This window comes from Paraglaciecola aestuariivivens, from assembly GCF_052983255.1.
In genome coordinates this window covers 113,853-133,020 of sequence record NZ_JBRKBA010000009.1, presented here as the reverse complement: position 1 = coordinate 133,020, position 19,168 = coordinate 113,853, and the positions used below count along the sequence as shown (strand labels likewise).

Here is a 19,168-nt window from a genome sequence, read left to right as displayed (position 1 = left end):
AATAACTAGATAATTTAAAAAATATAGGTATTCATAACTTAATTCTATGTCTAAAATTCAGCCTAATTCAAACGCTCAATAAGCCAATAAATTTAGCAATATTTGGCTGCTTATTATAAGTGATTATTTATGCAAGGTACGGTTAAAGTTTCACCCTCTCTAGATGTCATTCGTCAGACAATAAGACAACATATTGTGTCTCCAGAAGAACAATGTGTTGAGTCGTTATTGGCCCAAAACCCATTAACCTCAGAGCAGCAACAACAAGTTGAAAGTACAGCCCTAGACTTTGTTGAACAATGCCGAGCAAATCCTGATAAACAGGATTTATTTGATGCATTTTTACAAGAATACAGCTTATCTAGCCAAGAAGGCGTAGTGTTGATGTGTTTGGCAGAAGCACTATTAAGGGTGCCAGACAGTTATACAGTAGACAGATTAATTGCTGAAAAAATTCACCTAGGTGAGTGGGGTAAACATGTTGGTAAATCAACAGAGTTACTAGTTAATGCCGCCAGTGCGGGTTTAGTTTTAACTAGCAAAATATTAAACAAAAAAACTGACACAGAGCACAACCCAGAAACCTGGTTTCGTAAATTAATTGGTCGAGTCGGTGAGCCAGTTGTTAGACATGCAACCATTCAGGCCATGAAATTTATGGGTCAACAATATGTGTTGGGCCGTGACATCGAAGAAGCAGCTAAACGTGGCCGAAAAGAAAACCCAGCAGGTACACGTTTTTCTTTTGATATGTTAGGCGAGGGCGCTCGCACCTATGCTGATGCTGAAAAATATTATCAAGCTTATATGCGCGCCATTAAAAGCATAGGTGAGCAAAACAAACATTCAGATATTTGTTTGGCAGATGGCATTTCTGTGAAATTAAGTGCTTTGCACCCTAGATACGAATTTAGTCATCATCAACTGGTGATAGATGAATTAGTTCCAAGCATTTTAGCCTTAGCTAAAGAAGCTAAAAAATTAAATATTGGCCTAACCATAGATGCCGAAGAAGCAGCTCGTTTAGATATTGAATTAGATGTATTCCAAACCCTAGCGTTTTCACCTGAATTAGCGGGTTGGGATGGTTTAGGTTTTGTACTTCAGGCTTATCAAAAACGCGCTATTTACGTAGTGGATTGGTTAGTAGAGCTGGCCAAGTTAACTGATCGCAAGCTAAAAGTGAGATTAGTGAAAGGGGCTTACTGGGATGCAGAGATTAAACATGCCCAAGAGATGGGGTTTGAAGAATTTCCAGTTTTTACTCGCAAAGTGAATACCGACCTAAGTTACCAAGTTTGTGCAGGAAAATTATTAGCAAACCGTGATGTGATTTTCCCACAATTTGCTACCCACAATGCCTATACCGTTACCTTAATTATGCAAATGGCTGGTGACAATACCGATTCTTACGAATTTCAACGCCTGCACGGAATGGGTGAATTACTGTATAAACAAATTGCTAAATCAATAGGTAAAAGTTTACCACTAAGGGTGTATGCACCAGTGGGTGTGCACAAAGACTTATTGCCTTATTTAGTCAGACGCTTATTAGAAAATGGGGCCAATGGCTCTTTTGTTAACCAATTTTTAGACGGAAAAGTACCGGCTATTAATTTAGTGAAAGGGGTAGAAAGCACCATTGAGAGTTTGCCTGGTAATCGTAATACCCAAATTCCATTAGCCAACGACATATTTGTTGCCTATGGTGAAAAGCGCGAAAACTCTCGAGGTGTTGATCTAGATGATCCTGTTTCTTTTGCTGGCATGGCAGAGGAAATCAACAATTTCACCCCAGCTAAACATCGTGTGGGCCCTATTGTTAATGGCCAAACTCGTTTAGACGAGGCCTATCCAATATGTTCACCCGCCGACAAAAACTTAGTGGTTGGTTTTTGTACCGATGCCAATGCAAGCGAAGTAGAGCTTGCCTTGCAAAGCGCTCATCAAGCCCAGCCTGCATGGCAAGCTTTAGGGGCCTCAGAGCGAGCAGATAAATTAGATAAATTAGCGGATTTACTTGAAGAACAAACCGAAAGCCTCACCGCGTTAATCAGTTATGAAGCAGGCCGTACTTTAGGTGACGGGGTGTCTGAGGTACGTGAAGCAGTCGATTTTTGTCGCTATTATGCTCTGCAAGCTAGGTTATTAGACAAACAGTTTGCTAACCAACCTGGGCTTACCCAAGGCAAAGGGGTATTTGTATGTATTAGCCCTTGGAACTTCCCTTTGGCTATTTTTGTTGGACAAGTGGTCGCAGGCTTAGTGGCAGGCAATACAGTAGTGGCTAAACCTGCAGAGCAAACTCCTATTATCGCCAGCATTGCCGTTCAGTTAATGCATCAAGCAGGGATCCCTGTTGAAGCGGTGCAATTGTTAACTGGCACTGGGGCTAAAATCGGTCCACAACTTATGGCCAGCCCATTAGTTGCAGGTGTTGCTTTTACCGGTTCAACAGAAACCGCTCAGCGAATCCAACAAGATTTAGTAAAACGTGGCGGCGACATGCCCCCCTTTATTGCTGAGACAGGTGGACAAAACGTTATGATAGTTGACTCTACTGCGCTTCCAGAGCAAGTGGTAGACAGTGTCATTCAATCTGCTTTTTTAAGTGCGGGTCAAAGATGTTCAGCGTTACGAGTTTTGTATCTACAACAAGATATCGCCGATAACGTGATCGCCATGTTAAAAGGCGCAATTAACACCTTAAAAATTGGCTTCCCATGGAAACTCGCCAGTGACATAGGGCCAGTTATCGACCAAAAAGCCTTAGGCATTTTACAAGACCATCAAAAACGCATGTTAGACACTGCAACTTTAGTATGTCAGGGCAGTTTGTCAGACGAATGTGAAAATGGATCTTTTGTGGTGCCTCAAGTGTATGAGTTGTCGCATATTAATCAGTTAAAACGCGAAGTCTTTGGTCCAATTTTGCATATCATTCGGTTTAAGGCTGATCAAATTGATCGCATTATTCAAGATGTTAACGCCACAGGGTATGGCCTAACGCTTGGGGTACATAGCCGTATCAAACAGTTTTCTGATCACGTGTTTTTCCATACCAAAGTGGGAAATACCTATATCAACCGCAACATGGTAGGCGCAGTAGTAGGGGTTAATCCATTTGGTGGACATGGATTGTCGGGCACTGGCTTTAAAGCTGGTGGGCCACATTATTTATTACGCTTTAGTAACTTATGGGCTAGTGTGCCTATGGGTGAGAAAGGTGAAGAGCCTAAGCTTGATTCAGTCAGCCTGTCTGAAAAAACCGAACTTGGATTAGCTGGCGCGGCAAAATCCCATGAGTTATGGGAGCGCACCGCTATTAATAAACGCAGCGAAACCTTAACTCGCGCGTTAGACGCCATAGCCAAAACCGGCAAGTTAGATAAAGCCTATCAAGCTATTTGTGCTGATCGTATTAATACTGCACAAAAACAGTTTTCAACTGTGATTGAGCTGCCTGGCCCTACAGGAGAAACCAATGAGTTATCTCTGCATGGCCGAGGGGTAGTGTTATTAATTGCCGACCAACAAAGTTTAAGCAATGGACACGCCTTTATTCAATTGTTTAGTGCCTTAGCAGCTGGCAATGCCATAGTCATGATAGGTCGCGACCAGGCAACACAAGATCAACTGGCAGAGTTACTAACAACATTGGCGGCTGTTTTGCCAAAAGATTTAGTGGTGTTAGCACAATCTACAGCTGAGCTAAATCCATTACTGTTAGCCGATGCTGTGGCGCTGGTGGCTTGTGCACAGCCTCAAGGCATTTGGCCTATCTTAGCCAAACGAACTGGCGCCATCATTCAAGTGGTCGATCATGTACAAAGTGTGTTTGCCTTGTTGCCTTATGCAGTAGAAAAAACCAAAACCAACAACATTGTCGCCACTGGCGGTAATGCTATGTTATTGAACCTTAAGGAAGGGTAAAGCATGAAAAAAAATACCGCAGTTCTGGATCGAATCGACTACAAAATACTCGACATTTTGCAGCGAAACTGCCGTATTTCTAATGTAGAACTGGCCAACCAAGTGAATTTAAGCCCCACACCCTGTTTAGAAAGGGTCAAGCGCTTAGAAAAAAACGGCTACATAGATAAATATGTAGCCCATCTTAATCCCAATAAGTTAAATGCCACTTTAAGTGCTTATATTCAGGTTTCGGTGGAAAGTTCCAGTACCCATGCGCTAAAGCAGTTTAATCAACAAATTAAACAAATGGACGAAATTATTGAATGTTCAATGGTGGCGGGTGGTTTTGACTATTTAATTAAAATCAGGGTTAAAAACATGGATCATTACCGTGAGTTTTTAGGTGGCAAATTCGCTGCGATTAAAGGGGTGAGTCAAACCTACACTTACGTAGTAATGGAAGACGTTAAATCTACCCATATAGTTGCATTGCAAGATTCGTTCGTATCTTAGTTATAAATAAAAGTTAACAACTAGAGTACTGCAATAGCGCTTTATTTCAGGCACAATTTAAGCTTAATAGTATCAATAACCTAGAGTGTTAAAAGATGAGTCGAATAGCGATAATTGGGGCCAGTGGCCGAATGGGCAGAATGTTAATTAATGCCATTGAACAAAGCCCTGATAATCAACTAAGTGCTGCATCGGTAAGAGCCTGCTCATCTCTGGTTGGTGTAGATGTGGGTGAACTAGCAGGAATAGGAGCCAAGGGACAAACCCTATGTTGTGATCTAACAGACTATGTTGATATAACAGAAGTGCTAATCGACTTTACCTTACCCGCTGCGCTAACCGATAACTTAGCCTTTGCTGTTAAGCACAAATTGCCAATAGTGATAGGCACAACAGGTTTAAACGCAGAGCAAAAACTTAGCTTAGAGCAAGCTTCTCAACAGATCCCCATTGTGTTTGCAGCAAATTACAGCGTAGGCGTGAATCTTATGCTTAACTTAGTTCGCCAAGCCGCTAAGGTCATGGCTGACACCGCTGACATTGAAATTATTGAAACTCATCATAGGTTTAAGCAAGATGCCCCTTCTGGTACGGCTTTAGCAATAGGTGAGGCCATAGCCGATGAGATTGGTCGAGATTTATCAAGCTGTGCAGTTTACGGTAGAGAAGGGCATACAGGTGAGCGCGCCCATTCAACTATAGGTTTTGCCACTATACGTGCAGGAGATGTTGTGGGCGACCATACCGCTTTGTTTGCAGACCTAGGCGAAAATATAGAAATCAGTCATAAAGCCACTAGCCGGCTGACTTTTGCTAAAGGTGCATTAAAAGCCGCTAATTGGTTAATTGGAAAACCGCCTGGCCTGTACGATATGCAAGATGTGTTAGGGTTTAAATAAATAAGAGTTTGTAAAGTTTAACTCGGTAAACTAGGCCGATTTGAATATATTTAACCTAGAGTTTTGCAGGTTATATCTAATAATAAATATTAAGCGTCTATTTTTACATTTTTTCAAATCTAAATAGATCTGAATTACGCTTATATGTATACTATTGCGAATTTGCCAAAATTTAATGAGAAGTGATTTTTTGCACTTTTTCAAAAACAGCAAGTTGACTAAATATTTAGATAAATCAATGATTTAACTAAATTTTCTAAGGCTTGGTAAATGCACCTGCGGGTGTAGAGTCTTAGGCTAAACCTTATTAATAATTTATCTGGAGGTTGATTTGTCTAATTCTGCCCTTTTAGTACTTGAAGATGGCTCTGTCTTTAAAGGTACTGCTATTGGTGCTGCGGGAATATCTGTGGGTGAAGTGGTGTTTAATACTTCAATGACAGGTTACCAAGAGATTTTAACCGACCCATCTTACGCGGAACAAATTGTTACTCTTACCTATCCGCACATTGGTAACACTGGAACCAATAGCGAAGATTGTGAATCAAATAAAATATGGGCCAAAGGCTTAATCATTCGTGATTTACCTTTAGTGGTCAGTAATTTTAGAAGCCAGCAAAGCCTTACCGAATACCTCGAAGAAAACAATATTTTAGCCATAGCTGATATTGATACGCGCCGATTGACGCGAATTCTCCGAGATAAAGGTGCGCAAAGTGGTTGCATTATTGCCAGCACGGCTTTAGATAATGTTGCCCTTGACGAAAATGAAGGATTAAAGCAAGCCAAAGCTTTTGCCGGTTTAAAAGGATTAGATTTAGCCAAAGAAGTGACGTGCCAAGCCGCTTACCTTTGGACTCAAGGTAGTTGGCAACTTGGCCAAGGTTATCAAGAACTGCAAGGACAGGCTAAGTTTCATGTAGTGGCTTACGATTTTGGCGCTAAACATAATATTTTACGTATGTTAGTTGACCGCGGATGTCGATTAACTGTAGTGCCAGCTAAAACTTCTGCAGAAGAAGTATTAGCCCTAAACCCTGATGGGGTATTTTTATCCAATGGCCCAGGTGATCCAGAACCTTGTGATTATGCCATTGAAGCCATAAAGCAATTGTTAGACAAAAACCTAGTATTGTTTGGTATTTGTTTAGGGCATCAATTATTGGCCCTAGCCAGTGGTGCAAAAACCATGAAAATGAAATTTGGCCATCATGGTGCCAACCACCCAGTAAAAGATATCGAAGGTAATAGGGTGATGATCACCAGCCAAAACCATGGCTTTGCGGTAGACGAATCCAGTTTGCCAGATACGCTAAAGGTGACCCATGTGTCGTTGTTTGACAAATCTTTGCAAGGAATTCACCGTACAGACAAACCAGCCTTCAGTTTTCAAGGGCATCCAGAAGCTAGCCCAGGCCCGCATGATGCAGCGCCTTTATTTGATCACTTTATCGAGCTGATGCAGCAAAACCAATAATACGCATATTTTTGCAGTACAAAATTTAATAGAGTAATTAGTCACATGCCAAAACGTACCGACATAAAAAGTATTTTGATTTTAGGCGCCGGCCCTATAGTGATTGGCCAAGCGTGCGAGTTCGATTATTCAGGCGCGCAAGCGTGTAAAGCCTTGCGAGAGGAAGGTTACCGAGTGATTTTGGTTAACTCTAACCCCGCAACTATTATGACCGACCCAGAAATGGCCGATGCTACCTACATCGAACCTATTCACTGGGAAGTGGTAAGAAAAATCATTGAAAAAGAACGCCCTGATGCGGTTTTACCCACTATGGGAGGGCAAACCGCCCTTAACTGTGCGCTAGACCTTAATAAACACGGGGTGTTGCAAGAATTTGGCGTTGAAATGATAGGTGCTACTGCAGACGCCATAGACAAAGCTGAAGATAGGGAACGCTTTGACAAGGCTATGAAGTCTATTGGCTTATCTTGCCCGCATGCGGAAATTGCCCATTCTATTGAACAAGCGCACGAAGTCAGCAGCCGCATTGGTTTCCCCTGTATTATTCGCCCGTCTTTTACTATGGGTGGCTCAGGTGGAGGCATAGCCTACAACATTCAAGAGTTTGATGAGATTTGTCGCCGCGGTTTAGATCTGTCGCCAACCAATGAATTATTGATTGATGAATCGTTAATAGGTTGGAAAGAATATGAAATGGAGGTTGTGAGAGACAAAGCCGACAACTGCATCATAGTCTGTACCATAGAAAACTTCGATCCTATGGGTGTGCATACGGGTGACTCTATTACAGTTGCACCAGCCCAAACTCTGACCGACAAAGAATTCCAAATTATGCGTAATGCTGCCATAGCCGTACTACGCGAAATTGGGGTTGAAACGGGTGGTTCGAATGTTCAGTTTGGGGTCGATCCTAAAACAGGTCGTTTAGTGATTATAGAAATGAACCCTAGGGTTTCACGTTCTTCGGCGCTGGCATCTAAAGCTACAGGATTCCCCATTGCCAAAGTGGCAGCCAAATTAGCAGTGGGTTACACCTTAGATGAGTTAGCTAACGATATTACAGGCGGCTTAACGCCAGCATCTTTTGAACCCACCATTGACTATGTGGTTACTAAAATTCCACGCTTTAACTTTGAAAAATTTGCTGGTGCCAATGACCGCTTAACCACTCAAATGAAATCTGTGGGTGAAGTGATGGCGATTGGTCGAAATCAGCAAGAATCCTTACAAAAGGCCTTACGAGGTTTAGAAGTTGGGGTAAATGGTTTAGATCCTATTATTGATATTAATTCGCCCGAAGCTAAAAGCACCATTATTCACGAATTACGCGAACCCGGTGCAGAGCGCATTTGGTATATAGCCGATGCAATGCGCATGGGCATGTCTGTAGAAGAAATTTTTGATTTAACTAACATAGACAGATGGTTCTTAGTGCAAATCGAAGAGTTAATCATTCTTGAGCAAAAAATGCAGCAAGAAGGGCTATCAGCTATAGATCATGAGTTAATGCGTACCTTAAAACGCAAAGGTTTTGCCGACTCAAGAATTGCCCAGTTAACTGGGGTTGATGAAGCTGATGTGCGCGAAATTCGCCGTGAATTTGATATTCATCCGGTTTACAAACGTGTTGATACCTGTGCTGCTGAGTTTTCTACTAGCACTGCTTATATGTATTCAACTTATGACGAAGAGTGCGAAGCTAACCCCAGTAACAATGATAAAATCATGGTACTTGGCGGTGGCCCTAACCGTATAGGTCAAGGCATAGAATTCGACTATTGTTGTGTACACGCGGCTTTAGCCATGCGTGAAGATGGTTACGAAACCATTATGGTGAATTGTAACCCTGAAACCGTTTCTACAGATTATGACACTTCTGATCGCTTGTACTTTGAGTCTGTAACCTTAGAAGATGTGCTAGAAATTGTACGTATTGAGCAACCTAAAGGTGTGATAGTGCAATATGGTGGGCAAACCCCGCTCAAACTGGCACGAGATCTTGAAGCGGCAGGGGTGCCAATCATAGGTACTTCTCCAGATGCTATAGATAAAGCTGAAGATCGTGAACGTTTCCAAAAAATGGTGAACAAACTTAATCTTAAGCAGCCAGCTAATGCCACAGTAAGCAATATGGAACAAGCCTTGGTTGCCGCTGAAAAAATTGGTTTTCCATTAGTTGTGCGTCCTTCTTATGTGTTGGGCGGCCGGGCAATGGAAATTGTTTATGACATTAGTGACCTTAAACGTTACCTAAATCACGCGGTAAAAGTGTCAAATGACTCACCTGTTTTATTAGACCGCTTTCTAGATGATGCCATTGAAGTGGATGTTGATGCCATTTGTGATGGTGAAAACGTGGTGATAGGCGGCATTATGGAGCACATTGAACAAGCTGGGGTACACTCTGGTGATTCTGCCTGTTCCTTGCCTCCTTATTCGTTAAGTCAAGAAATTCAAGATGTGATGCGTCAACAGGTTAAGGCCATGGCCCTTGAACTTGGGGTAGTTGGACTTATGAACACCCAATTTGCGGTTAAAGACGGCCAAGTTTACTTAATTGAGGTAAACCCGAGAGCTGCGCGTACTGTGCCTTTTGTTTCAAAAGCCACAGGCATGCCTTTAGCCAAAATTGGGGCAAGATGTATGGCGGGTCAATCACTGGCTGCGCAGGGTATCACCAAAGAAATTATTCCACCTTTTTATTCAGTAAAAGAAGTGGTGTTACCTTTTGCTAAGTTCCAAGGGGTGGATCCACTTTTAGGCCCAGAAATGCGTTCTACTGGTGAAGTCATGGGGGTAGGTGAAAACTTTGTGGAAGCTTACGCAAAGGCTAACTTAGGCGCCAGCCAACCTATTCCTATTGGCGGTAAAGCTTTATTGTCGGTGCGATTAAACGACAAAAACCGGGTTATCGAATTAGGTCAAGCTATGCTTGCCAAAGGCTTTACCTTAGAGGCAACTAAAGGCACAGCCAAAGTGTTAAATAACGCTGGTGTTGCATGTAGCGTAGTGAATAAGCTTAGTGAAGGTCGCCCAAATATTGTAGATGCGATTAAAAATGGTGAGTATTGTTATATAGTTAATACCACTGAAGGTCGCCAAGCAATTGATGATTCGGTGTATATTCGTAAAGAAGCGCTGCTAAATAAAGTGGCGTACACTACCACTATGAATGCAGCTTTTGCTACAGTAAATGCCAATAAGGCCGATGACAGAGCTCGAGTAACCTCGGTGCAAGATCTGCATAAACGAATTCATTGAGCTAAATAAACAATAGTGAATGTCAAAATGGGCTTGAAAAAGCCTGTTTTGGCCCTATTGAGTATCTTCGTTAATATTTCAGTTATAACACTGCTAACAAAAATAAGAGAGTTGTTGATATGACCCAATATCCAATGACAGCTAAAGGCGCAGAAATGCTCCGTGAAGAGTTGAATCATTTAAAGTCGGTTAAAAGGCCGCAAATTGTTAATGCCATTGCCGAAGCAAGAGAGCATGGTGATTTAAAAGAAAACGCTGAATACCACGCAGCTCGCGAGCAACAAAGTTTTTGTGAAGGGCGTATTCAGGATATTGAAGGTAAGTTATCTAATATTCAAATTATTGATGTCACTAAAATGACCAATAATGGCAAAGTGATTTTTGGTAGCACAGTCACCATCATTAACTTAGATACTGACGAAGAAATTACCTACAAAATTGTGGGTGAAGATGAAGCGGATATTAAAAACAATCTAATTTCAGTCGGTTCACCTATTGCTCGCGGACTGATTGGTAAATCGTTAGATGATATTGTTAATATTCAAACGCCAAAAGGCAACATAGAATTTGAAATCTCAGCGGTAGAATACATTTAATTGCTGAGTAAAAAGCGCCATCTAAAAAAAGAGGCATCGCCTCTTTTTTTTGGTTTTAAAAAGCCAATACCCGCACATTAGGAAAGTTATGAGAAGCGCTTTTTTATACCTGTTTACCGTTTTAATTTGGGGCTCTACCTGGTTGGCCATTGAATTCCAATTAGGTGAAGTGGCAGTCGAAGTTTCCTTATTTTACCGCTTTGTTCTTGCCGCTGGGTTAATTTGGGGATATTGCCTAATAAAAGGCTATTCCATGCGTTTTAAGCTTAAACATCACCTATTTTTTATGTTGTTGGCCAGTTGTAATTTTGGCTTTAATTATTTGGTGTTGTATTGGGCACAGGTTTATCTAAATTCGGCTATGTCATCCATTGCCTTTTCTACCTTGTTGATCATGAATATGGTTAATTCTCGGTTATTTTTTGGAACCTCTATTGCGCCACGAATGTTTGTTGGGGCGCTGTTAGGTTTAGGTGGCATAGTGGCGTTATTTTGGACTGATATACAAGATTTTGACTTTGCCAGCCAAGCAATGTTGGGCTTAGGTTTGTCACTACTAGGCACCTTAATTTCATCTTTTGGTAACATGACCAGTATGCGAAATTCCAATCACAATATTGGCATTATGCAAGGAAATGCCTGGGCCATGTTGTATGGCAGCGTGATTTTGTTTGTTACCGCGCTTTGTTTAGGCTCGTCATTTACTTTAGATACTCAATGGACATACTTAACTTCATTACTTTATTTAAGTGTGTTTGGAACGGTTATTGCTTTTGCTTGTTACTTTGCCTTGCTTAAAGAAATCGGGGCGGCTAAAGCCAGTTATGCTGTGGTCTTTTTTCCATTAGTGGCGGTTATACTAAGCATGATGTTTGAAGGTTTCAGCTGGCAAACCAATACTGTTATTGGATTTTTATTAGTGTTAACTGGCAATTTAGTGGTGCTCACCCCAGTAGACAAGTTAGTTGTTGGACTAAAGCGACTTAGATCTTAGGTATTTGAGGGGTAAGAAAACTGCACCAACAAAATTTTGGTTACTAGTTACTCATTTATAAATTGCAATCTTGGCTTAACTCCCATATTGTTTTAGTCAGTACCTTGGAGTGGTTGGTAAAATGCAAAGGAGAAAAATTGCCCTTTCTAAACCCGCTAAGTAAAGCCGTGCTGGTGTTGTTTGCTTTAAGCTGTTGGCAAAGTTTTGCGAATAACGCTAAGCCACCTTTAAAGGTGCTCTGCGCTACTACTCATTATCCTCCTTATAGCATCTATGATGCGAGCACTTATACTTTTAGCGGCTCAGATACTGTCATTATGCAAGCGTTAGCTAAACAATTTGGCTGGAATATGCAGATTGTTAACTTACCTTGGAGCCGATTAAAAGCCACATTAGGCACCCAAGATTATGATTGTTATTTTTCTTTGGGGGATTTTCCTGAGCGTCGAGAGTTAGTGGTGTATACCGAGCATCCATTACATTTAACCCGCTTTGCCTATTTCCATAGAAAAAACAGTCAGTTTGAAGAGAATAAAAATATTGGCATTGTCAGAGGCATAGCCTTACCTGAATTAATGGAGTCTAAATGGCAATTACAAAACGAGCCTTTGGTTCCATTAAAAAACAATAAAGCTTTAGTTGATATGTTGCTAAAAGAGCGGATTGATTCTTTTGTGACAAACAAAGCCGCAGGTCTGTATGAAATAGAAAAAAGTGCAGGCGCAGATAAGATCACCTACAGAGCCTTTGATGAATTTACCCTGCCAGTTTATTTAGTGTTTAGTAAAAGTTTTGCCCAACAAGAAGATTTAGAGCAAATCAATCAGTGGTTAAAACAAAATACCAATTAATCAGTATTCCGCTTTTGTTGGTAGCAACCGACTAAAAATAGCAACAAACAAACTAGCCAAGTCGGCCACTCTTCTAATTTTCGATAGGGCGTTTGTCCTGTAACTTGTTTAACTCTATCGCTTAATACTGCCGCTTCAAATTGTGGTAGACGGCTTTGGATCTTACCTTGGTGATCAATTATTGCGGTTATGCCATTGTTGGTGGCGCGCAATACAGGTAAACCAAATTCTTTGGCTCGAACCTGGGCTATTTCTAAATGTTGTGCCGGTCCATGGGAGGCGCCAAACCAGGCATCATTGCTAACGGTAATGATAAAGTCTGTGTGGGAATATAAATTGGCGGCAATTTGTTTAGGAAAGGCAATTTCAAAACAAATTGCCGGTGCCAAGGCAAAACCTTTGGCTTGCAAGTTTGCTTGCTGGTAATCACCGCGGGAAAAGGACGACATAGGCAAGTCAAAAATAGGAGCCAGGCCTCTTATCCAATCTTCTAATGGTATAAATTCACCTATAGGCAATAAATGATGTTTGGCATACCTATTGGCGTGTAAATAGTGATAGTGACCTGACTCATTGCTTAAAGCTTGGCTGGTTTTTTGTCCTAAAGTAATCAAGTTATTAAAAGCCTCACGACTTTCAAAATTATAATTCACTATTCCTGTTATTAAGGCTGTATTAGTCTGTGCGGCTTGTTTATCTAAAGCATGTAAATAGTCTAAGGCTGCTGGCTCGATTTTGGGTACCGCTGCTTCTGGCCAAATAATTAAATCACTTTGCCAATGCGCCGCTGTCATATATTGGTACTTTTGCATAGTGGGTTGGTCTTGTTCAGGCGTCCAACGTAAAGCTTGAGGGATATTGCCCTGAACTAAAGCGACCTTAGCTTCTTTGCCCGTGGTAGTGACCCAAGGGTGATCAGTGATAACCCAGCTCGACAAGCCTACCACTAAAATTAGAAACAGGCTTGGCCACCATTTTTTAGCGGTTAACCAAAGTGTTAGGGCGCTAGCTAATATGATGACTAAGGCCGTAACGCCAAACTCACCTATCACCGCAAACCAAGATGCTAATGGGCTATTAAGTTGGCTATAGCCTAAAGATAACCAAGGGAAACCAGTTAAAAACCAACTTCTTAGCCATTCAATGCTTAGCCAAATGAGTGGCAATACCAATGGCCAGAATAAGACTTGTTTAAAATAACGTGTTAACAAATAACAGGCTAGGGCAGGGAATAAGGCTAAATAGGCACTAAGCAATAACATCAAGCCCAAAGAGCCTATTAGGGGCAGGCCACCAAAGTCGGCTATGCTTACATGCACCCAACTTATCCCAGCACCAAACCAGCCTAAACCAAAGGCAAAACCTATTTTAGTACTGTGTTTGGGCTCAGACTCTGCTAATAAATAGACTAAGCCAGATAGACTAATAAAAGTCAGCCACCAAAATGAAAAGGGGGCATAAGCTAAGGTTAATAACCCACCTAAAGCTAAGGCTAAAACTAAAGTCAGTTTAGGTGAGTGTTTTAATTTACTTTTGCTGGGGTGCAGAACTATTCTTCCGTGTCAGGCAGGGTTACCTTTAATTGCAATAAGCGGCGTTTATCAGAGTTAGTGACTTTAAATTCGATATTATCAATTATCACTACTTCGTCGCGCTCAGGCATATGCCCAAAGGCTTTTAACACTATACCACCTATAGTATCGGCTTCTTCTTCGTCAAAAGAGGTTTCAAAAAAGCGATTAAAATCTTCTAAGGTCGTTAGGGCTTTAACAGAATAGGTGTATTTATTTAATGGTCTAATGCCGTCTTTATCTTCGTCTTCAACATCGTGTTCGTCTTCGATTTCGCCCACTATGAGTTCAAGAATATCTTCAATGGTGACTAGCCCAGACACACCGCCATATTCATCTACCACTATGGCCATATGAAAACGGTTTTGTTGGAACTCTTTTAGCAATACATCTACCCGTTTACTTTCGGGGACGATCACAGCTGGACGTAAGATATCTTTTAATTCTATTTGTTTACCAGGAATAAAGGCATATTCTAATAAATCTTTGGCAAGCAATATGCCTTCAATATGATCTTTATCTTCATTGATCACTGGAAAGCGAGAATGTGCCGACTCCAATAAGATAGGTAAAAATTCTTCTACTGTTTGGTCAATATCAATAGTTTTCATTTGTGCTCGAGGGATCATGATCTCTCGCACACGCATTTCACTGACCTCCATTACCCCTTCAATCATTTCTTTGGTTTCAGGGTTAATGACTTCTCGTTGTTCTGCGTCTGTAATGACACTAAACAACTCTTCTTTGTTTCTCGGCTCTCCCGTAAAGGTTTGGACTATTTTGTCTATCCAGCCTTTATTGGCAGAACCGTTAGTAGAGGGGGGATTATCTTCGCTCATGATCTCAGTTTTTTAGTTAAGTTAATATAAGTGCTATAACGACAATTGATGTTACTTACTATAGCAGTATGCATAATTAATGATTTTGATAGGGGTCGTCAATGGCTAATTCTTTTAACACGGCAATTTCTATATTTTCCATAACCTGCGCATCTTGTTCTTCTATATGGTCATAACCTAATAAATGCAAGGTGCCGTGTATAAGCATGTGGGCCCAATGATGGTTAAGCTGCTTATGTTGTGCCTGTGCTTCTTTTTCTACCACTGGGGCGCAAATTACAATATCGCCCAAAAAATCATTTAAATTTTCATCTAAGTTTGATTGTTCAGGAAAAAAACTAGGGGCTTCAAAAGGAAAAGACAACACATTAGTGGGGCTATCTTTACCTCTATATTGTTGATTAAGTTGTTGGATTTCATCTTCTTCAACTATGCGCACCGTCAACTCTTTATTGGCTAGCTCTAAGTTTGCTAGCAGTTTATCTAAGTACAATTGTATTTGGGCTTCGCTAGGCAATGCATAGTCTTGGCAAGCAATTTGTAAGTCAATTAAGGCTGACATTGGCTGGTCACTTAGCTGCAGGCGATTGTGGTTGATTTAGTGCCTCTTGCTCGGCTTTTTTGGCAAGTCGCTCTTTTTCTTTTTGTTTTTCGTGTTCTTCGTAGGCCATAACAATTCTGGCCACCACTGGGTGGCGCACAACATCGTTGGCACTAAAGAAGTTAAAAGAAATATCGTTAACCTCGCTTAATACATCTATGGCGTGGCGCAGTCCTGAGCGTACTCCTCTAGGCAAATCAACCTGAGTAATATCGCCTGTGATCACGGCTTGCGAATTAAAACCAATGCGGGTTAAGAACATTTTCATTTGTTCTACTGTGGTATTCTGACTTTCATCTAGAATAATAAACGCATCGTTTAAAGTACGGCCTCGCATGTAGGCAAGGGGCGCGACTTCAATCACATTGCGTTCAATCAGCTTTTCGACTTTTTCAAAGCCTAACATTTCAAATAAGGCGTCGTATAAAGGGCGTAAATAAGGATCGACTTTTTGCGACAAGTCACCAGGTAAAAAACCTAGCTTTTCGCCAGCTTCAACTGCTGGGCGAGTTAATAAAATGCGGCGAATTTCTTGTCTTTCTAAAGCTTCTACTGCACAGGCTACGGCTAAATAGGTTTTTCCTGTACCAGCAGGGCCTACACCAAAGCTAATATCATGATTGATAATATTAGTCACATATTGAGATTGGTTAGGGTTACGCGGTTTGATCACGCCACGTTTGGTTTTAATGTGCACTTCTTTGCCATAGTGACCCGCTTCGGCGCGTTCTAAGCATTTTGCTTCTTGAATGGCTAAATGTACTTTGTCTGGGGCTAAGTCAGGAATTTCACCTCTAATTGGCTGAGTTTCCATGTACAACAATTTGAGCAATTGCACCGCACCGCTCGACTGCAACGACTGGCCTAACACCTTAAATTCGTTATTTCGATAGGTAATTTCAACCCCTAAGCGGCGCTCAATTTGCTTGATGTTATCGTCAAAAGGACCACATAAACTGGAAAGACGCTTATGGTCAGAAGGTTCCAGTAAAATCTCGGTGCTAACAATTTTGCTCAAATGAATAATCTCTTAATATAAATATGGGTGAATAATAACTTAAATGGGGACAACTTTGCCTACACCCAAGTCATCTAGCTTATTGGGGTTTTTGGCTAAGATAGCTTCTGGGCTTAACTCGTTACGTAAGTCCATTTGGTCTTCGGTGCGAATAACAGTACCGCGCAATGAATTAGCAAACACGTCTGTGATTTTAATATCCACAAATTGACCGATCATTTTAGGGGTACCTTCAAAATTCACGACTCGGTTGTTTTCTGTGCGCCCCATTAATTCCATTGGGTTTTTCTTAGATGGGCCTTCGACTAAAATTCGTTGCTCTGTATCTATCATATTGCGGGCAATTCGCAGGGCCTGTTGGGTAATGCGCTGTTGCAATAAACTTAAGCGTTGTTTTTTGGTTTCTTCACTCACGTCATCGGGTAGGTCTGCCGCTGGAGTACCAGGACGTGCGCTATAAATAAAACTAAAGCTTAAATCAAAGTCTATGGCCTGAATTAAATCCATAGTGGCTTCAAAATCGGCATCGGTTTCCCCAGGAAAACCAATAATAAAGTCAGAAGACATGCTCAAATTGGGACGTATTTTTTTCAAACGCCTAATTTTAGATTTATATTCAATGGCAGTATGGCCACGTTTCATCAGGTTAAGAATACGATCTGCACCAGATTGCACAGGTAAGTGAAGGTGATCGACTAACTCTGGAATGGTGGCATAAGCATCAATAATATCGTCTGTAAATTCAACTGGGTGCGAAGTGGTGTAACGAATGCGATCAATACCATTAATAGAGGCAACCAACTCTAACAATTCAGCAAAAGTACAAATGCTGCCGTCGTAATTAGGTCCACGAAAGGCGTTGACGTTTTGCCCTAATAAGTTAACTTCGCGTACCCCTTGCTCGGCTAATTGGGCGATTTCTAATAATACATCATCTACCGGGCGACTGACTTCTTCACCACGAGTGTAAGGTACAACACAAAAGGTACAGTATTTAGAACAGCCTTCCATAATAGACACAAAGGCACTTGGACCTTCTGCTTTAGGCTCAGGAAGACGGTCAAACTTTTCGATTTCGGGAAAGCTTACATCTACTACAGATTGGCTGCCGCCTTTAATCTGATTAATCATTTCAGGTAAGCGATGTAAGGTTTGAGGACCAAAAATTACGTCTACAAAAGGCGCACGTTTACGAATAGTGTCGCCTTCTTGCGAGGCCACACAACCGCCAACCCCTATTATTAATTCTGGTTTGTGTTTTTTTAGATTTTTCCAACGCCCTAACTGATGAAACACTTTTTCTTGGGCTTTTTCGCGAATAGAGCAGGTATTAAGTAAAATGATATCCGCATCTTCAGCTGTATCTGTGGCTTGGTAGCCATGTGTTGAGTCTAAAAGATCAGCCATTTTCTCCGAGTCATACTCGTTCATTTGGCAACCCCAAGTTTTAATAAATAGCTTCTTTGTCATAGCGGATTGTACTTACCTTTCTAATACATCTGGTTTGGTTATTTAAATCTGCCTAAAAACAGCATAATCACCAAAATCGAACCGCGTATTTTACGTGTTATTTAGTTTGTACGCTACCAATACCGAACATTTATCCTATGCAAAACAGCCATTATTTGTTGCCATTTGTGACTACATACACAATCTACGATTAAATATTTTGCATAGGCACACAAGATTTAGCTTGGTATGCTTGTTATACAGCTTTGTTTTTTCAATTAATTAAGAATCACTATGCAGAATTTACAGCAAATTAAACTTGGCGATATTACTGTGGCCAACGATCAACCTTTTGTGCTTTTTGGTGGCATGAATGTACTAGAGTCTCGCGATCTGGCCATGCGCATTGCCGAACATTACAAAAAAGTCACAGACAAATTAGGCATTCCCTATGTGTTTAAAGCGTCGTTTGATAAAGCTAATCGTTCTTCGGTTAATTCATATCGTGGGCCAGGTATGGAAGCTGGATTAAAGATTTTCGAAGAAATCAAACAGACCTTTGAGGTGCCAGTCATTACTGATGTGCACGAAACTTTTCAAGCGGCGCCAGTGGCAGAAGTGGTAGATGTGATCCAATTACCCGCCTTTTTAGCGCGCCAAACAGATTTGGTCGTGGCTATGGCCAAAACTAATGCCATTATTAATGTTAAAAAACCTCAGTTTTTAGCTGCTCACGAAATGCGCCATATCATCTCTAAATTTGGCGAAGCAGGGAATGACAAGATTATTTTGTGTGAACGAGGCTCTTGTTTTGGTTATAACAATCTAGTGGTAGATATGTTAGCCATGGATGAAATGAAAGCTTATGCCCCGGTAATATTCGATGCTACCCATGCCTTACAAAAGCCAGGTGGTCGAAGTGATTCAGCCGATGGTAGACGAGCTCAAGCTGCGCAACTTGCAAGAAGTGGCATGGCATTGGGACTAGCAGGGTTATTTATTGAAGCGCACCCAAATCCTAATGAGGCTAAGTGTGACGGGCCTTGTGCTTTAGCTTTAGATAAACTAGAGCCTTATTTAGAACAAATGTTAGCGTTAGACCAATTAGTTAAAGGCTTTGCGCCATTAGACACCAGCGCCAACTAATTGACTGAATTACTAGGGTGCTTAATGAATAAAGT

General features: G+C 41.2%; 14 protein-coding genes. 9 read left to right on the top strand and 5 right to left on the bottom strand.

Features of this window, described 5'->3' with window-relative positions:
- Nucleotides 1-129 precede the first annotated feature (129 nt).
- The 8 genes from putA (at nucleotide 130) to ACVCDT_RS13620 (ending at nucleotide 12,509) form a co-directional block, all read left to right on the top strand.
- Nucleotides 130-3,933, top strand: coding sequence for a bifunctional proline dehydrogenase/L-glutamate gamma-semialdehyde dehydrogenase PutA (gene putA, locus ACVCDT_RS13655; protein ID WP_447133341.1), 3,804 nt, complete (start codon nucleotides 130-132; stop codon nucleotides 3,931-3,933).
- 3 nt (nucleotides 3,934-3,936) lie between these two features.
- Nucleotides 3,937-4,428 (top strand): Lrp/AsnC family transcriptional regulator, encoded by a 492-nt coding sequence (locus tag ACVCDT_RS13650; protein ID WP_447133340.1) that lies wholly within the window; start codon nucleotides 3,937-3,939, stop codon nucleotides 4,426-4,428.
- Nucleotides 4,429-4,523: 95 nt separating this feature from the next.
- Nucleotides 4,524-5,327 (top strand): 4-hydroxy-tetrahydrodipicolinate reductase, encoded by an 804-nt coding sequence (gene dapB, locus ACVCDT_RS13645; RefSeq protein WP_447133339.1) that lies wholly within the window; start codon nucleotides 4,524-4,526, stop codon nucleotides 5,325-5,327.
- A 331-nt stretch (nucleotides 5,328-5,658) separates the two neighbouring features.
- Complete coding sequence (carA, locus tag ACVCDT_RS13640; RefSeq protein ID WP_447133338.1) at nucleotides 5,659-6,804, top strand: glutamine-hydrolyzing carbamoyl-phosphate synthase small subunit; 1,146 nt, start codon at nucleotides 5,659-5,661, stop codon at nucleotides 6,802-6,804.
- 45 nt (nucleotides 6,805-6,849) lie between these two features.
- Nucleotides 6,850-10,068 carry a carbamoyl-phosphate synthase large subunit gene (gene carB, locus ACVCDT_RS13635; RefSeq protein ID WP_447133337.1) on the top strand — a complete coding sequence of 1,073 codons (3,219 nt, stop codon included), beginning with the start codon at nucleotides 6,850-6,852 and terminating at the stop codon, nucleotides 10,066-10,068.
- A 119-nt stretch (nucleotides 10,069-10,187) separates the two neighbouring features.
- On the top strand, nucleotides 10,188-10,664 hold the full coding sequence (gene greA, locus ACVCDT_RS13630) for a transcription elongation factor GreA (protein ID WP_447133336.1): 477 nt from the start codon (nucleotides 10,188-10,190) through the stop codon (nucleotides 10,662-10,664).
- Nucleotides 10,665-10,752: 88 nt separating this feature from the next.
- Entirely contained in the window at nucleotides 10,753-11,658 is a 906-nt protein-coding gene (locus ACVCDT_RS13625; protein ID WP_447133335.1) for a DMT family transporter, read from the top strand.
- A 137-nt stretch (nucleotides 11,659-11,795) separates the two neighbouring features.
- Nucleotides 11,796-12,509: a substrate-binding periplasmic protein gene (locus ACVCDT_RS13620; RefSeq protein WP_447133334.1), complete on the top strand. Its 714-nt coding sequence runs from the start codon at nucleotides 11,796-11,798 to the stop codon at nucleotides 12,507-12,509.
- Here ACVCDT_RS13620 and lnt read toward each other — a convergent pair.
- The 5 genes from lnt to miaB all read right to left on the bottom strand — a co-directional run bounded on the left by lnt (nucleotide 12,506) and on the right by miaB (nucleotide 18,008).
- Nucleotides 12,506-14,017 (bottom strand): apolipoprotein N-acyltransferase, encoded by a 1,512-nt coding sequence (gene lnt / locus ACVCDT_RS13615; RefSeq protein ID WP_447133357.1) that lies wholly within the window; start codon nucleotides 14,015-14,017, stop codon nucleotides 12,506-12,508. The two genes, ACVCDT_RS13620 and lnt, sit on opposite strands and share 4 nt — an antisense overlap.
- Before the next feature lie 41 nt (nucleotides 14,018-14,058).
- Entirely contained in the window at nucleotides 14,059-14,919 is an 861-nt protein-coding gene (locus ACVCDT_RS13610) for a CorC family transporter (RefSeq protein WP_447133333.1), read from the bottom strand.
- Between the two features lie 76 nt (nucleotides 14,920-14,995).
- Entirely contained in the window at nucleotides 14,996-15,481 is a 486-nt protein-coding gene (gene ybeY / locus ACVCDT_RS13605; protein WP_447133332.1) for an rRNA maturation RNase YbeY, read from the bottom strand.
- A gap of 7 nt (nucleotides 15,482-15,488) precedes the next feature.
- Complete coding sequence (locus ACVCDT_RS13600) at nucleotides 15,489-16,538, bottom strand: PhoH family protein (protein ID WP_447133331.1); 1,050 nt, start codon at nucleotides 16,536-16,538, stop codon at nucleotides 15,489-15,491.
- A 39-nt stretch (nucleotides 16,539-16,577) separates the two neighbouring features.
- Nucleotides 16,578-18,008: a tRNA (N6-isopentenyl adenosine(37)-C2)-methylthiotransferase MiaB gene (gene miaB, locus ACVCDT_RS13595; protein WP_447133330.1), complete on the bottom strand. Its 1,431-nt coding sequence runs from the start codon at nucleotides 18,006-18,008 to the stop codon at nucleotides 16,578-16,580.
- A 273-nt stretch (nucleotides 18,009-18,281) separates the two neighbouring features.
- Here miaB and kdsA point away from each other — a divergent pair, with 273 nt between their 5' ends.
- On the top strand, nucleotides 18,282-19,133 hold the full coding sequence (gene kdsA, locus ACVCDT_RS13590; RefSeq protein WP_447133329.1) for a 3-deoxy-8-phosphooctulonate synthase: 852 nt from the start codon (nucleotides 18,282-18,284) through the stop codon (nucleotides 19,131-19,133).
- Nucleotides 19,134-19,168: the final 35 nt, after the last annotated feature.

Coding starts and splice junctions, on each gene's coding strand:
- putA (WP_447133341.1), top strand. CDS start 130: ATGCAAGGTACGGTTAAAGTTTCACCCTCTCTAGATGTCATTCGTCAG.
- ybeY (WP_447133332.1), bottom strand. CDS start 15,481: ATGTCAGCCTTAATTGACTTACAAATTGCTTGCCAAGACTATGCATTG.
- ACVCDT_RS13625 (WP_447133335.1), top strand. CDS start 10,753: ATGAGAAGCGCTTTTTTATACCTGTTTACCGTTTTAATTTGGGGCTCT.
- dapB (WP_447133339.1), top strand. CDS start 4,524: ATGAGTCGAATAGCGATAATTGGGGCCAGTGGCCGAATGGGCAGAATG.
- miaB (WP_447133330.1), bottom strand. CDS start 18,008: ATGACAAAGAAGCTATTTATTAAAACTTGGGGTTGCCAAATGAACGAG.
- carB (WP_447133337.1), top strand. CDS start 6,850: ATGCCAAAACGTACCGACATAAAAAGTATTTTGATTTTAGGCGCCGGC.
- kdsA (WP_447133329.1), top strand. CDS start 18,282: ATGCAGAATTTACAGCAAATTAAACTTGGCGATATTACTGTGGCCAAC.
- ACVCDT_RS13610 (WP_447133333.1), bottom strand. CDS start 14,919: ATGAGCGAAGATAATCCCCCCTCTACTAACGGTTCTGCCAATAAAGGC.
- ACVCDT_RS13650 (WP_447133340.1), top strand. CDS start 3,937: ATGAAAAAAAATACCGCAGTTCTGGATCGAATCGACTACAAAATACTC.
- greA (WP_447133336.1), top strand. CDS start 10,188: ATGACCCAATATCCAATGACAGCTAAAGGCGCAGAAATGCTCCGTGAA.